Source organism: Serratia ureilytica, assembly GCF_017309605.1.
Taxonomy (GTDB): domain Bacteria; phylum Pseudomonadota; class Gammaproteobacteria; order Enterobacterales; family Enterobacteriaceae; genus Serratia; species Serratia ureilytica.
In genome coordinates, this window is the sequence record NZ_CP071320.1 from 3,054,827 (window position 1) to 3,070,078 (window position 15,252).

General features: G+C 56.1%; 14 protein-coding genes and 1 pseudogene. 6 read left to right on the forward strand and 9 right to left on the reverse strand.

The window, feature by feature from the left end; genetic code table 11:
- Nucleotides 1–107 precede the first annotated feature (107 nt).
- A complete protein-coding gene (locus tag J0X03_RS14320) occupies nucleotides 108–1,013 on the forward strand; it encodes a transporter substrate-binding domain-containing protein (RefSeq protein ID WP_160204177.1) in 906 nt (301 codons plus the stop codon).
- 7 nt (nucleotides 1,014–1,020) lie between these two features.
- On the opposite strand, the gene J0X03_RS14325 is transcribed toward J0X03_RS14320, so the two are convergent.
- A complete protein-coding gene (locus J0X03_RS14325) occupies nucleotides 1,021–1,386 on the reverse strand; it encodes a winged helix-turn-helix transcriptional regulator (RefSeq protein ID WP_160204176.1) in 366 nt (121 codons plus the stop codon).
- A 99-nt stretch (nucleotides 1,387–1,485) separates the two neighbouring features.
- Between J0X03_RS14325 and J0X03_RS14330 the strand changes: the two genes are divergently transcribed.
- Nucleotides 1,486–2,235 carry an SDR family oxidoreductase gene (locus J0X03_RS14330; protein ID WP_060659656.1) on the forward strand — a complete coding sequence of 250 codons (750 nt, stop codon included), beginning with the start codon at nucleotides 1,486–1,488 and terminating at the stop codon, nucleotides 2,233–2,235.
- Between the two features lie 49 nt (nucleotides 2,236–2,284).
- Here the strand turns inward: J0X03_RS14330 and J0X03_RS14335 are convergent, their stop codons facing one another.
- Nucleotides 2,285–2,803, reverse strand: a complete 519-nt coding sequence (locus J0X03_RS14335; RefSeq protein WP_042784212.1) for a YybH family protein — start codon at nucleotides 2,801–2,803, stop codon at nucleotides 2,285–2,287.
- A gap of 158 nt (nucleotides 2,804–2,961) precedes the next feature.
- On the opposite strand from J0X03_RS14335, the gene J0X03_RS14340 reads away from it, so the two are divergent.
- Nucleotides 2,962–3,867, forward strand: coding sequence for a LysR family transcriptional regulator (locus J0X03_RS14340; RefSeq protein ID WP_089196925.1), 906 nt, complete (start codon nucleotides 2,962–2,964; stop codon nucleotides 3,865–3,867).
- 9 nt (nucleotides 3,868–3,876) lie between these two features.
- On the opposite strand, the gene J0X03_RS14345 is transcribed toward J0X03_RS14340, so the two are convergent.
- Nucleotides 3,877–5,181: an Nramp family divalent metal transporter gene (locus tag J0X03_RS14345; protein ID WP_033642695.1), complete on the reverse strand. Its 1,305-nt coding sequence runs from the start codon at nucleotides 5,179–5,181 to the stop codon at nucleotides 3,877–3,879.
- A gap of 230 nt (nucleotides 5,182–5,411) precedes the next feature.
- Between J0X03_RS14345 and mntR the strand changes: the two genes are divergently transcribed.
- The 3 genes from mntR to J0X03_RS14360 all read left to right on the forward strand — a co-directional run bounded on the left by mntR (nucleotide 5,412) and on the right by J0X03_RS14360 (nucleotide 8,589).
- Complete coding sequence (mntR, locus tag J0X03_RS14350; protein ID WP_069100829.1) at nucleotides 5,412–5,882, forward strand: manganese-binding transcriptional regulator MntR; 471 nt, start codon at nucleotides 5,412–5,414, stop codon at nucleotides 5,880–5,882.
- Between the two features lie 375 nt (nucleotides 5,883–6,257).
- A complete protein-coding gene (locus J0X03_RS14355; RefSeq protein ID WP_127897189.1) occupies nucleotides 6,258–7,760 on the forward strand; it encodes a hypothetical protein in 1,503 nt (500 codons plus the stop codon).
- A 7-nt stretch (nucleotides 7,761–7,767) separates the two neighbouring features.
- On the forward strand, nucleotides 7,768–8,589 hold the full coding sequence (locus J0X03_RS14360) for a LamG domain-containing protein (RefSeq protein WP_127897188.1): 822 nt from the start codon (nucleotides 7,768–7,770) through the stop codon (nucleotides 8,587–8,589).
- Between the two features lie 65 nt (nucleotides 8,590–8,654).
- Here J0X03_RS14360 and J0X03_RS14365 read toward each other — a convergent pair.
- The 6 genes and pseudogenes from J0X03_RS14365 to mltG form a co-directional block, all read right to left on the reverse strand.
- Nucleotides 8,655–9,900, reverse strand: a pseudogene (locus J0X03_RS14365) (IS3 family transposase).
- Nucleotides 9,901–10,008: 108 nt separating this feature from the next.
- The gene (ptsG, locus tag J0X03_RS14370) at nucleotides 10,009–11,442 is read right to left on the reverse strand and encodes a PTS glucose transporter subunit IIBC (RefSeq protein WP_033642691.1); all 1,434 of its coding nucleotides are present in this window, start codon (nucleotides 11,440–11,442) and stop codon (nucleotides 10,009–10,011) included.
- A gap of 343 nt (nucleotides 11,443–11,785) precedes the next feature.
- Nucleotides 11,786–12,562, reverse strand: coding sequence for a metal-dependent hydrolase (locus tag J0X03_RS14375; protein ID WP_046686858.1), 777 nt, complete (start codon nucleotides 12,560–12,562; stop codon nucleotides 11,786–11,788).
- A 19-nt stretch (nucleotides 12,563–12,581) separates the two neighbouring features.
- Nucleotides 12,582–13,589 carry a DNA polymerase III subunit delta' gene (gene holB, locus J0X03_RS14380; protein WP_033642689.1) on the reverse strand — a complete coding sequence of 336 codons (1,008 nt, stop codon included), beginning with the start codon at nucleotides 13,587–13,589 and terminating at the stop codon, nucleotides 12,582–12,584.
- Entirely contained in the window at nucleotides 13,589–14,227 is a 639-nt protein-coding gene (tmk, locus tag J0X03_RS14385) for a dTMP kinase (RefSeq protein ID WP_060659665.1), read from the reverse strand. The genes holB and tmk overlap by 1 nt, the downstream gene beginning before the upstream one ends.
- Nucleotides 14,217–15,242, reverse strand: coding sequence for an endolytic transglycosylase MltG (mltG, locus tag J0X03_RS14390; RefSeq protein ID WP_160204175.1), 1,026 nt, complete (start codon nucleotides 15,240–15,242; stop codon nucleotides 14,217–14,219). The genes tmk and mltG overlap by 11 nt, the downstream gene beginning before the upstream one ends.
- Nucleotides 15,243–15,252: the final 10 nt, after the last annotated feature.

Sequence of the window (15,252 nt, forward strand, 5' to 3'; positions counted from 1 at the left end):
TCCCCCGCTTGTGCATCTTTTCACTTTGGTTATTCACTATTGTTGCTTTACTTGCCCCGCACCGCCGCCAATAGTAACCCCATGATTAACAAAGGATAGAGGGCACTATGCCACTGAAGATTGCGGCGCTGTGCGCGCTGTTGCTGAGCGCTGCCGTGCAGGCGGCCACGACGGGCGGTATCGATCTGCAGGCTAACCGAGAGCCGATACACACAGAGAAAAATCCCGCCGCTATCGCGCTGATCCCGGCGAACTTTCACTTCGCGGTGCCCGGCAAGCTGGCGGTGGCGGTAGCATTCGAGAACTCCCCGCCGCTGGCGCTGTTCGCCGAAGACAATAAAACGCTGATCGGCAGCGATCCGGACATCGCCCGCCTGGTGGCCGACAGCCTCGGGCTGGAGCTGAATCTGGTGCCCACCTCCTGGGAAGATTGGCCCTTGGGCATCAGCGCGGGCAAATACGATGCGGCGATCTTCAATATCGCCGTCACCAAACAGCGTAAAACCAAATTCGACTTCGCCACTTACCGGGTGGACACGCTGGGCTTTTACGTCAAATCCACCAGCCACATCACCGCGATCAATCGCCCGCAGGACGTGGCCGGGCTGCGGATCATCGTCGGATCCGGCACCAATCAGGAAAACATTCTGCTGGGATGGGATAAGCAGAATCGCGCCGCCGGGCTGCCGCCGGTACAGCCGATCTACGTGACCGACGACGCCGCCACCAACCTCAGCATTCAGTCCGGGCGCGCCGATGCGTTCTTCGGCCCCCACTCCACCGGCGCCTACAAGGCGGCGCTGACCGGCAAAACCAAAATGGTCGGCATCGGCCCCAACGTGGCCTACGTCGCGGTCACCACCAAAAAAGGCAACGGGTTGGTGAACGCCGTCAACGCCGCGATCAATGGCGCGATCGTCAGCGGCGAATACGCGCAGGTGCTGGAACGCTGGGGCGAAGGCGACGAAAAGGTCGAGCGTTCAACCATCAACCCGCCGGGCATCGGCGACTAACCGCCGATCAGCGCGGGGCATGCCGACGCATCCACTCGGCCAACGAGTCCAGCGTCGGCCGCAGCGATTTGCCCAGCGCAGTGACCTGATACTCCACCCGCGGCGGCACTTCGGGATACACCTGCCGCGTCACCAGACCGCGTTGTTCGAACAGCCGCAGCTGGCGCGTCAGCTCTTTTTGCGCGATGGGCGCCACCGCCCGCTGCAGCTCGCTGAATCGCACCGGGCCATCGATTATGATCAGCCGGTACAGGATGGGTATCGCCCATTTGCCCGACACCAGATTGACGAAGTCCACCATCGGGCAGGGTTCGCCCGCCGTCGGCAGCGACGACAAATTATTTTCCGCCGTTAAGGGCGCTTGCGCCGTCATTTCATCCCTCCTCGTCCTTTAGTATCCAAAAGGTGCCTACTATGCAAAAGGAACTATAGCGCAAATAATGCCGCAACAGACGCTAAAGAGGAATCGGTTATGTCACGACTGCAAGGCAAATACGCATTGATTACCGGCGGCACCAGCGGCATCGGGCTGGAAACCGCCCGCCAATTCATCGCCGAGGGCGCAACGGTGGCGATCACCGGCCGCAGCCAACGCGCCCTGGACGCGGCGGGCCAGGCATTGGCAGGCAACGCGCTGCTGCTGCTGAGCGACGCCGGCGACATCCCACAGCAGCGCGCGCTGGCGCAGCAGTTGGAGCAACGGTGGCCGCGGCTGGACGTGCTGTACGTTAACGCCGGCGACGTCACGCATCGCCCGCTGCAGGAGTGGGATGAGCAGAGCTACCAGCGGCTGATGGACATCAACCTGAAGGGGCCGTTCTTTCTGATCCAGGCGCTGCTGCCGCTGCTGGCCAACCCTTCTTCAGTGATCCTGTGCGGTTCGGTCAGCGCCCATATCGGCCTGCCGCAGAGCAGCGCCTACGCCGCCAGCAAAGCCGGTTTGTTGTCTTTGGCCAGAACGCTCTCCGGCGAGCTGCACGCGCGCGGCATTCGCGTCAACGGCCTCAGCCCCGGCCCGACCGAAACCCCGGCGCTGGGTAAGCTGGGGCTGGCGGAAGCGGATGAGCGGGCCTTGCGCGACGATATCCGCGCGCTGGTGCCGATCGGCCGCATGGGCAGCGCGTTGGAGCTGGCCAAAGCGGCGGTGTTTCTGGCGGCGGATGAGTCGGCCTTTATGGTCGGCGCGGAGCTGCAGATGGACGGCGGCGTGGGGAATCTTTAGCCGTCGCGCGACACAATAAGGCCGCTTGCGCGGCCTTTGTCAGTGTCACTCAACTCACCCCTTGAATCGGGTTGGTATTAAAGGTGTAGACCACGATCTTCCACTGGCCCTGCTGTTTCTCCAATACAAATACTTCACGGTTTAAATCGATCAAGGTGGCTCCGTCGCTTATTCGGGTTACCGTCGCGCCGCGATGATGGTGCGTGCGCACATAGGCCATATTCCCGTTCACACTGATGCTGTCATAAGCAAACTCGGTTTCAAATTTCTCGTTTTTAAATAAATTGTCATACTGTTGTCGGCGTTTTTCATTGCTGTCCGCCGTCGGTTTTTCGTTCCATTGCGAGTAACTTTCCGGGGCAAAAAGTGACAAAATTGTTTGCGTATCGCCGGCGTTAAGCGCTGCCTGGTAGCGGCTTATCAGGTTATACACCGCCTTCTGCTCGGCCGCGACACCCGCCTCAGCGGAAACCCTGTAACTTTGCGATGCGGCCTCGCTGCTTGCGGCATAACTTTGGCCGCACAAGCCCACGCCCGCCAATAACAATACGGCAGTTAATTTTTTCATATAAATATCCTCTCAGGCGTTATTTCATTATGGCAATACAGGATGCGATTTCAGATAAATAAAAACGCTGGAAATAAATTATCCAATACCGCGTTAAATTGACAGCCGACATATTTAAAAATACTCTTTTAATAATTTAAATAATGGAAGCCGTTAACATGAATGAACTGCACGCGCTGCGCGTATTCTGCCAGGTGGTGGAAATGGAGGGGTTCAGCCAAGCGGCAACCAAAATGGGGCTCTCTCCGGCCAGCGTCACATACAGCATCAATCAGCTTGAAAAACAGTTCGGGCAACGCCTGTTCAAGCGTTCAACCCGGCGCTTCTCGCTGACCAGCGCCGGGGAGCGTTGCTATCGCACCGCGCAAGAAATTTTGCAGCAGTTTGACCGGCTGAAAAACGACATGTCGTGCGATTTTGAACAACCACGAGGACCGCTGCGGGTCGAGATAGCCTCGATGCTCAGCAGCATGCATATCGCCCCGGCGCTCCCGGCTTTTTTGGCGCAATACCCAGAGTTGCAGCTCAGCGTGTCGGTCAGCGATCGCTTGGTCAATCCGGCGGAAGATCGCGCCGACGTGTTTATTCGCATCGGCGCCGGCAACATCCCCGAGATGGTCAGCCGCCCATTGCTGCAACCCCGTTATCTGTGCTGTGCGTCTCCCGATTATTTTGCGCGCCACGGCCGGCCGGAACACCCGGAGCAGTTGCAACGCCATCAGCGGCTGGGATTTATCCGTTCAGGCGCGGCGGCGGCGGACGACTGGCAGTTCATTCGTGGTGACGAGCGCTACCGTCTGGCGCCCAGCCCGCTGTTGAGCTTCAACCATTCACAATCGCTGTGTGAGGTGGCCAGGAACCATCTCGGTCTGGTTTACTTGCTGGACTGCACGCTGGAAAACTATCTGAAGGCGGGCGAACTGGAACCGATACTGCAGGAGTGGGCGCCCCCTGGGGCGCCGATCAATATTCTCTATCCGCGCCTGCGGGATCGCAGCCATAAAATTCGGGTTTTCGTCGACTTCATCAGCGAACTGTTCGCCGGTAAATCCGCCGGGCACTGATCGCGCAGCTCATCCCAACCCGGGGATATCGACGCCGAAAGTCTGCAGCAGCAACACCACGTTGAGCAGCACAATCACTACCGTGCCGACCACCGCAGCCAGGCTGGTCCAGCGACCGTTGGCGAACTCGCCCATGATGTCGCGGCGACGGGTGAACATTACCAGCGCAATCATCGGCGCCGGCAGCGCCAGGCTCAGCACCACCTGGCTGTAGACCAGCGCGTCGGTGGCGTTGACGCCCATCGCCACCACGATGAACGCCGGCACCATGGTGACCAGACGGCGCACCCACACCGGGATACGGAAACCGACGAACCCCTGCATGATCATTTGTCCGGCCATGGTGCCCACCACCGAGCTGGAAATGCCGGAGGCGATCAGCGAAGCCAGGAAGATGCCGGCCGCCGCCGCGCCGAACAGCGGCGTCAGCGTATGGTAGGCGGTGCCGATTTCGGCCACGTCACTGTTACCGGCGTGGAAGGCGCTCGAGGCCATGATCACCATCGCAATATTCACCAGCCCGGCAAGGGCCAGCGCGATCACCACTTCAATATTGGAAAAACGCAGCAGCTTGCGCCGCTCGCCGTTGTCGCTGGCCGGGCTGCGGTGCTGGGTCAGCCCCGAGTGCAGGAAAATGGCGTGCGGCATTACGGTGGCGCCGATAATGCCGACGGCGATGGTCAGCGCCTGCGCATCCGGCAACTGCGGCGTCACCATACCGATGCCGGCCGCCTGCCAATCCACCGGCACGATGAACATTTCCACCAGGTAGCACAGCGCGATGATGCCCACCAGGCCGCCGATCATCAGCTCAACCGGACGAAAACCTTTTTTCTCCACCATCAGCAGCGCATAGGTGATCACCGCCGTCACCCCCATGCCCGCCAGCAGCGGCATGTGGAACAGCAGCGCCAGCGCGATCGCCCCGCCGAGAAACTCCGCCAGATCGGTGGCCATCGCCGCCACTTCGCTGAGTAGCCACATGCCGATCACCACCGGCCGTGAAAACTGGTCGCGGCACATCTCCGCCAGATTGCGGTTGGTGACGATGCCGAGCTTGGCCGACAGCGCCTGGAACAGCATGGCGATCAGGTTGGCCATCACCACCACCCACAGCAGGCTGTAGCCGTATTTCGCCCCGGCCTGGATGTTGGTGGCGAAGTTACCGGGGTCCATATAGGCAATAGAGGCAATCACCGCCGGGCCGGCGAACAGCAGCGGCGTGAAGGCGCCGCGCTTGCGTCCGGCAAGGGCGGCGCCAATCGCGATGTTGGTCCGTTCGGTTAACGATGAGGGGGTTGCCGCGTCTCGCATGAAGTACCCTTAATCTTTTGCTGGTTATTTTTCCACCGATCATGCTGACAATGTAGCATCGGCTACACTTTATGCAACAGGCGAAATTAATGGGCTTTGTGTAGAGATATTTCTAACTACCACAATGCATGGCATCGAATTGATAATGTGTGCTATTTGGACTAACTTAGGGCAACCCTCCCGCTATTGCCGGGAGACGCCTTTTTTATTCTTACAGGACGCCCTACGCTATGGTTACCCGCGCGCCAGATAACGCCGACCGCCACGCCCAGACCGACATGCCGGACGAGGCCGAGCACGCCCTGCGTTTTAGCCGCGCCCGCGAAGCGCAGTCCAATGCGCTGATCGAAGATTACGTTGAGCTGATCGCCGATTTGCTGCAAAGCACCCGCGAAGCCAGAACCACCGATATCGCGCGCCGCTTCGGCGTCTCTCACCCGACGGCGATCAAAAATATCGCACGGCTCAAAAGCGCCGGGCTGGTGGAGTCGCGCCCTTATCGCGGGGTGTTTTTAACCGAGGAAGGCGAGCAGCTGGCGCAGAAGGTGCGCCGCCGTCACCGTATCGTGGTCGATCTGCTGATGTGCCTCGGGGTGCCGAGCGAAACCGCCGAGCTGGACAGCGAAGGGATTGAACACCATATCTCGGACGAAACGCTGGCGGTGTTCGAACAATACCTGCTCAAACACCGTATGAAATAAGGACACTCATAATTCCCCCCCTCTAACCCTGACACCAAGAAAGTCACTTGCCAGACAGAGCAAACATGATAATTTATTGATTATCATGATGTTTGCTCTCATCATTCCCCTTCTAAAAAATTAATTGAGGCCGCGAGCCAAACCAAAAATTTTTTCAGTATAAATTAGTTTAATCTCCCCCTTCTTTAATGTTTATTTGTGAATACAACAAACACCTTATCTATGCAGCCACTCGTTATTGCGTCAAACTAGAAAAGTTAAGATTTTAACGACCATAATCGTTCTCAGTGCTATGTTTATCTTTTCGCATAAAAAAGACACCTTTGCATAATCCTAACGTGAACTAAAACCAGTATTTTTCTTTGAGAGGATTGTATGAAAGAATCAACCAAAAAAGAAAATGAATTTAGTGATTTACTCTATGAAACATTACCCTATACGCTTCCCGACGGTGCCATATGCACAGACATATATATTACAGAGGAAATGTTAATTACTGAGGCCTATACCGAAGATGGAGGTCATTATGTGGCAACATCAATGGGATTACGGAGAACTGATAGCACATCTGTAGTTGAAGGAGTCGAAAATTATATCAGCAGCGTTGGTATTACTTGTGGAGTCACTAGCACGAGAGTATCTATTAGCAGCGATGAAAACATATGCTACATCATCCCTATTTGGGGACAAAGTTTGGCTCAGGGGTGGAGCGATCAAAGAAATGACACATTGATTGCAAATACCCCCCTCTATCCTGATAATTGTTGGATGTTTAAATCGGAGCGAGGAGAAGGAAAAGAGAACCCGAACAGGCCAGAGTATTCTGTTATGGATTTGGCACCATTAAAAGAAAGTATTAATGGCGGCTGGCAAGAAACGGCAGCAAGCAGTACCGCCGCTCACTTGGTATATGAAATCGAAAATAAAACGGGACATCGAATTAGAACTCTATCATATGTTTCTGCTGAAGGCGGCAAAGCTTATATGGATCTCACTAAAGGTACATCATCTTGGACTAAATTAACTCAAGGCTTGGTTGATGCACGGAATATTTGTATAAAAAAGGGGTGGAAACCTGTACTGCTTGCTATAGATGTGATGGCCGGAGAATCAGACTCTGAAGAGATGAAAGTGCCAAACATGAGCGTTGAGCGCTATAAACGCCAGTTACAACAGTTTGACAGAAACATTCAGGCAGAGGCCTTACGTATTTTTAACCAAAAGTCCAGAGTTCCAATTATAATATCGCAAATCGCCTACACGCCCATTACACGTGATATATGGGACCAACCTGTAAGGCAAGCACAGTATAGTTCTGATGGCATAGGTAACTTGAGATTGTGCGGCCCTATATACCACCTTCCATCTGCCGATCCAATACATATAAACTCTCTTGGGCAGAACAGACGAGGGCAAATGGTAGCAAGAGCCATTGTTTGGGAATGCTTTGCAACCGGCTGGCACAGTATACGTTGCACGGGGTACACTTGGATAACAGAACGTATTTTACACCTTATCCATGAAGTTCCCTGTGCACCGCTCGTGCTTGACACCTCGGATGAGATAATAAAAACAGAGGGGTTGGGCGCAGGTCTTGGATATGTTTTTGATGACTATACATCAACGCCACCGCAAATAGTTCGCGTAAGTATTTTTGCTCCAACTATTGTGGAGATCGAATTATCTTCCCCTCCTCAAAACTTATCATGTCGTATAGGATGCGGGATTAAAGGCAACGAAAATAACGAAACCAACCAGAGCGGCCCCGCAGCAGGTGCTAGAAGTGTCTTACGCGATAGCAGTGAGCATATCTCGCTCTATGAGGGAATTACTCATGCAAACTGGTGCCCATCCTATGTAATACCCGTTAATCGTTGAGGTGAAAATGCGAGTATTCAGAAGCTTATATGAACCTGTGAATAATTATCTTCCGTCATATGGAATATCCAATACAGAGGAGAAAATATTGTTAATGTCACCCTTAGCCTGGGTTGATTCTGAAGTAGGCGTTAATGTTACCAACAATATAAATGTAACGGCGATTAGCGATCGCACAAATGCAGCCATATGGCTACCCTTGAGATCAGGCTATATGCCTCGGCTAATTACATCTGCCAACGGACATAAGTTCCTCAACTTCGGATTAGGGCGAGGCCCCTCCGCGCCTGGCGCTATCTTATCTAATAACGCTTATGAACAACTGCCCCCCAACGGAGTTTTTGCTTTAGCGATGGTTTATCGTGTTCCTCTGCGGCAACAAGGAGGATACGATGGTACAGGAGGAAACATATTAGGCAACTATGATAACAGCCCAAATATTTTTCGCTTACGTTTCCGTGACGATGGGTATAGAGGGAATATGTTGTTTTTGCATCACGGTGCAACATCGCCAATAACCCAGAGCAATTACCCAATAAATTCCACATTCAATGATGATGGGCTCTGGCATAGCCTACTGCTGGAAGTTAGAACAGATATGCATCAAATTGAGATAGATGGCATTATTAAACAGCAACGGTTAGTTCCTGCAATACCATTCGCAAACTCTGCGTCACGCCAACTCATCATCGGGGGCGCTGGAAACCCTCTTAGTAACGGTTTTTTCGGTGATATTGCTATGGTTCTCATTATACCTGGCACCATAAGCGCCGAGCAAAAAGAGTCTCTTTATAATTATATAGGTGAAGTAAAATCAAAATATCTATGAGAATTCTATTTTGAAAAAAATTACATAAATCACCGCCTCCTTAGGTAGGTGGTTTAAGGCTTTGACTAGTCCTGATATAGATTGACACTTTTCAGCCGGATAACGCCCGATGAACCTCATCGGGCGTTTTGTATTTCAGCGACAGGTGCGGCGGCCGTGTGTTGTACAAGTTCACCGACTCCCTGACCATCTTTCTTGCCTGCGCGATATCTTCTGGTTTGCCGAGCAGGTATTCCGTTTTGAGTATCCCGTTTATCCGTTCCGCCAGCGCGTTCTGATAACAGTCATACCCGTCCGTCATCGAGCAGGTGATGCCATATCTCTGATGTAACGCCTGATATTCCTGTGAGCAGTACTGGATCCCCCTATCCGAGTGGTGCACCAACGACAACGCCGTGCGTCTGCCGGCCAGTGCCATTTTGAACGCGCAGGCGACATGCCGGGTATGCAGACTGTCATGCACGTGATAGCCCACGATTTTTCTCGACCAGGCATCCGTTACCAGGCTGACATACGTCGTCCCCGTTCTCAGCGGCAAGTAGGTGATATCCGCCACCCATACCTGTTCCGGACGGCTGGCTATGACCTGATTTTTCCCCGCCTTCAGCAGGTTGGGATGACGATAAAAACGATGATGGCTCTGCGTCGTCTTGTGATATGCCCGTTTAGGCATCACCAGTAACCGCGCGCAGCGCAGGATACTGAACAGCCGGTCGCGCCCCGCATGCAATGCCGGTTCGGGGCGTTGCCGCAACAGGTGATGCAGCTTACGCGTCCCCAGCCGGGGCTGGTGCAAGTGGATGGCCGTCACCTGTTCGACGAGATGCCGGGCCTGCTCCTCTTTGCCTGCTTCACGCTGCAGGGACTGATACCACGCTTGTCGGCTGATGCCCATCCATCGGCAGGCCCGCGTTACTGTGAGTCCCGGTACTTGTGTTTGCGCGATAAGGCAGTTAGCTGCTTTTTTGTCAGCGTGGCGCCAAAGTCGGTGTTCATCACTTTGACGACAACTTCGAAGAACTGGGCTTTGACTTCAGATTCAGCCAGTTGCTGCTCAAGTTCTTTAATACGCTGTTCGGGCGTCAGGGGGAGTTTGGACATGTTGTCTCCGCACGTTCTGGTGGAAGGAGAAGTCCGCCAGTCAAGCTGACCGTATTTGCGCAGCCAGTTCATGACGGTGACGTTGCCTTGGATACCATAACGGTCTGTGGCCTGACGGCAAGTCATTTCGCCTTTTTCGACCTGTTCGACGACGGCCAGTTTAAAGGATAGAGAGTAATCGCGTTGTGTGCGTTTAATATACTGGTTCATCACATTTTCCTCTGTGCGTGAGTAAAATGTGTCAACGCTATTTAGGACGGGTCAGGGGCAACAAAAAAAGGGAGGCTTTCGCCTCCCTCGATAACTCCCCTGCCTGAATCAATGATTACGGATGTATTCGTCCATATCGGTTTTCAGGTTGTCGGACTTGGTGCCGAAGATGGCCTGCACACCGGAGCCAGCGACGACTACGCCGGCTGCGCCCAGTTTCTTCAGGCCCGCCTGGTCAACTTTGGACACGTCGGCCACGCTGACGCGCAGACGGGTGATGCAAGCATCCAGGTTAGTGATGTTTTCTTTGCCGCCGAAGGCCTGAACCAGCGCCGCGGACATTTCGGAACCGCCCTGCGCAGACTGCTCGGCAGCGGTGTCTTCACGGCCCGGCGTTTTCAGATCCAACTTGGCAATCAGCACGCGGAAGATGGTGTAGTACACCAGACCGTAGATGATGCCGACGATTGGGAACAGCCAGATTTTGCTGCTGTTGCCGCTCAGTACGATAAAGTCGATCAGGCCGTGCGAGAAGCTGGTGCCGTCACGCATGCCCAACAGGATGCAGATTGGGAACGCCAGGCCGGCCAGGATAGCGTGGATCACGTACAGAATCGGCGCGACGAACATGAAGGAGAACTCGATCGGCTCGGTGATACCGGTCAGGAACGAGGTCAGCGCGGCGGAGATCATGATGCCGCCGACTTTCGCGCGGTTTTCCGGCTTGGCCGAGTGCCAGATGGCGATGGCCGCAGCAGGCAGACCGTACATTTTGAACAGGAAGCCGCCGGACAGTTTGCCCGCGGTCGGGTCGCCCGCCATATAGCGAGGGATATCACCGTGGAATACCTGGCCCGCCGCGTTGGTGAACTCGCCAATTTGCATTTGGAACGGGACGTTCCAGATGTGGTGCAGACCGAACGGCACCAGTGCACGCTCAACCACGCCGTAGATGCCGAAGGCCACGACCGGGTTCTGATAAGCCGCCCACTGCGAGAAGGTCTGGATAGCCGTACCGATCGGCGGCCAGATGAAGGACAGCACTACGCCCAGAACGATCGCCGCCAGACCGGAAATGATCGGCACGAAACGCTTACCGGCAAAGAAGCCCAGGTATTCCGGCAGTTGAATGCGGAAGAAGCGGTTAAACATATAGGCCGCGATGGCGCCGGAGATAATCCCCCCGAGCACACCGGTATCCGCCAGGTGTTTGGCCGCAATTTCTTCAGCCGGCAAGTGCAGCACCAGCGGCGCAACCACCGCCATGGTTTTCACCATGATGCCGTAAGCCACCACCGCCGCCAGCGCGGAAACGCCGTCGTTGTTGGTGAAGCCCAAGGCGACGCCGATGGCGAAAATCAGCGGCATGTTGGCGAAGACCGAACCGCCCGCTTCCGCCATCACGTGGGAGACTACCGCAGGTAGCCAGCTAAAGTTGGCGGAACCGACGCCCAGCAGGATACCTGCGATAGGCAACACGGACACCGGCAGCATTAGCGATTTACCTACTTTTTGCAGGTTTGCAAATGCGTTCTTGAACATAGTTGAGTGTGCTCCTGAGTAATAATGCTTTGCTACTTCTTGTCGCGATTGGTCGCGCTGCAAGGGGGGGAGAAAAACCCCTGCAATTCAGGGTGTCTGAGCACCCCTTGAATTTATTACGCAGAGTAAAATAAATAGTCTGCGCAATGTTTGATGACAATCACGTTTCGATGATCGAGCCGCGGCAACTTTGCATAAACCGGCGTTTTTTTGGCAAAACAGAGCAAAAAACGCGCACCAATCACCCTGAAACGGGAGCGAACCTTACCCGTTTCAGTGATTAATTACGAGCTTAAAAAAAATTACGCAGACAATGACCTACCGCTATAGCCTAGGCCAAAGATCACAGTTCGAGGTGAAATAAGCGTGAAAAGTTGGCGGTGGTCGCTTCGGCCAGCTGTTCCAGGCTGACGCCCTTCAATACCGCCATGTATTCAGCCACATCACGCACATAGGCGGGTTGGTTTTCTTTGCCGCGATGCGGCACCGGCGCCAGATAAGGCGAGTCGGTTTCCACCAGCATGCGATCCAGCGGCACGTAGCGTGCCACTTCGCGCAGCTGTTCGGCATTGCGGAAGGTGACGATGCCGGAGAAGGAGATGTAGAAGCCCAGATCCAGCAAGGCTTCGGCCGTGGCCAGATCTTCGGTGAAGCAGTGCAGCACGCCGCCGCAGTCTTGCGCGTTCTCTTCACGCAGGATCGCCAGCGTGTCCGCGCGCGCCTCGCGGGTGTGGACGATCACCGGCTTGTTCAGATCACGGCCAATGCGGATATGTTCGCGGAAAGAGTCCTGCTGCAGCTCAAGGTTGTCTTTCTGGTAGAAGTAATCGAGCCCGGTCTCTCCCAGCGCCACTACCCGCTCCGCCGCCGCCAGGCGACGCAGCTCGGCGTAATCATAACCCTCTTCCAGATTAAGCGGATGCACCCCGCAGGAGAAAGCCACATCGTTGCGCTCGCCGATCAGTTCGGTCATGGAACGGTAACCCGGCAACGTGGTGGCGACCGCCAGCACATAGCCGACGTCGCGCGCCTTGGCCTTGGCCAGCGCGTCGTCCACATTATGGTGCAGCGTTTGGTAATCCAGACCGTCAAGGTGGCAATGAGAATCGACTAACAACATAATTTTTAACTCTTATACTTTACAGCGAATGAGGTTGGGAATAGCCGGCGGCGCCAAGCATCTGTTCCCAGCGAAGTAACTGTTCGGTCAGCAGCAGCTCGCGGTTGACGCCCACCACGCTGAGCAGCTGGTGACGGCAGTTCAGCCACTGCTGCACAATCTGTTGCAGCGAGGAGCTGCTCAGCAGGCTGGCCAGCTGATGCACCAGCGGCTGCTGATCCTGATTCAATACATAGTGATGCGCGCCCTGTTGCCACTTCATTGCGTCCACCAATAACGCGCACAGCCAATGCAGGCGTTCGGCGACGTCTTCATGGTTTAGCACCGGCAACAGCGACAGCATATCGCGTTGCGGCAGCGCGGCGCTCAATGCGGCGCACAGGGCGCCGCGCTGTTGCCACTGCTGCGGTTGCAACAACTGCTCGGCGGCCAGGGGCGCGCCGTCGTGCAGGCGCAGCGCCGTGACTCGGTCTGTCTGAGAGCCCGCCGCCTGCCGGCCCAACCACTGCAGGCTGAGCTGCTCATCCGGGCTGGCCAAATGCCAGTACAGGCAGCGGCTGCGCAGCGTCGCCATCAGCCGCGACGGCTCACGGCAACCCAACAGAAAATAGGTTTTCTCCGGCGGCTCCTCCAGCGTTTTCAACAGCGCGTTGGCCGCCGCCTCGGTCAGCTGTTCGGCCTGCGGCAGCCAAATCACCTTGGCGCCGCCCTGTTGCGCGTGGGCGTACAGCGTTTCAATCACCTGGCGGATCGGTTCGATGCCCAGGCTGCTCTTGCCCTTTTCCGGCGCCAACACGTGATAATCCGGGTGATTGCCCGCCAGCATCAACCGGCAGCTGTGGCACTCGCCGCAGCTTTTTTCGCCGTTGCGCTGTTGGCAGATCAACCAACGGCTCAGGCCGTAGGCCAACGCATCGTCACCATTGCCTGCCGCCGCATGCAGCAGCAGCGCATGATGGCCACGGCCGTCGGCGTACTGCCCAATCAGCTGGCGATAAGGGCCATTCAGCCACGGGTACCAGTTCATTATGCGCCTTCCTGCTGCCGCAGCCAGTGGCTGACGCAGTCGCGGATCGCCGCAGTCACCTGCTCCAGCGGCTCGGCGGCGTCGACGGTGACGATCGTTTCGTCCTGCGCCGCCAGTTCGAGATAGCGAGCGCGGGTGCGTTCGAAGAACGGCAGCGCCTCCTGCTCGATGCGATCCAGCTGACCGCGCGCCTGCGCGCGTTGCAGGCCGACCAGCGGAGGCAGATCGAGATAGACCGTCAGATCCGGGTGAAAATCCCCCAGCACGGTGTCGCGCAGCGAGGTCATCAGCTGCGGATCCACGCCACGGCCGCCGCCCTGATAGGCTTGTGAAGAGAGATCGTGGCGATCGCCCACCACCCAGGCGCCACGCGCCAGGGCGGGTTTGATCACGGTTTCCACCAACTGCACGCGCGCAGCGTACAGCATCAAGACTTCGGCCTTGATGGTCGGCAATTCGCCGTCGATGCCGCGCTTGAACAGGTCGCGCAGCTTCTCCGCCAACGGCGTGCCGCCGGGTTCACGGGTGAAGACGATGTCGTTGATGCCATGTTCACGCAGCACATTGACTACCGTGTCGCGCGCGGTGGTTTTGCCCGCGCCTTCCAGCCCTTCGATTACAACGAATTTACTTTTCATTCTTTTCCTTTAACGCCTGACGGTACACGCGCACCGCCTGGTTATGGCTCGCCAGATTGGTGGTGAAGGTATGCCCACCCTTGCCGTCGGCGACAAAATAGAGATAAGGCGTTTTGGCCGGATTGGCAGCCGCTTGCAGCGAGGCCTCACCCGGCATGGCGATCGGCGTTGGCGGCAGGCCGGCGATCACATAGGTGTTGTAAGGCGTCGGCGTCTCCAGATCCTTGCGCGTGATGTTGCCATTATAGCTCTCGCCCATGCCGTAGATCACCGTCGGATCGGTCTGCAGACGCATGCCGAGACGCAAACGGTTGACGAACACCGACGCCACCTTGCTGCGCTCTTCCGGCACTGCGGTCTCTTTCTCGACGATCGATGCCATGGTCAGCAGCTCTTCCGGCGTTTTGTACGGCAGACTGGTGTCGCGGCCGTCCCAGGCGGCCTGCAGCGCTTTGTTCATGCGGACGTGGGCGCGTTTGAGCAGCGCGATGTCGCTCATGCCGGCGGTATACTGGTAGGTATCCGGATACAGCCGCCCTTCCGGAGTTTCTCCTGCAGCAATGCCGAGCGCGGTGGCGATCTCCGCGTCACTTTTGCCCGCCAGGGTGTGTTTCAGGTATTTGGACTGCTGGAGCACCTGCTGCCAGTCACGCAGGCGTGAGCCTTCGATAAAGCGCGCGGTGAACTGCGCCTCTTTGCCGCTGGCCAACAGTTTCAGCATCTGGCGCACCGTCATGCCCGGCGTGAACCGGTAGGTTCCGGCCTTGAACTCCGCCAGCTCCGGTTCCAGTTTCAGCAGCCACTGGAACCAGTGGCTGCTGCGCACCAGTTTATCGCGCACCAGTAACCCTTCCAGCGCCACCCGGCCAGTGCCGGCAGGCAGTTTGAAGATAGTCTCTTGCTGGATAGCCAGCGGCGTATCGGCAAAGCGTTCGATCTTCTGGTAGCCCCAAAACAGCAGCGCCAATGCCAGAACAACAATAACAGACAGGACCTTCAGCTTTCTTTTCTTCATCAATCAGCCA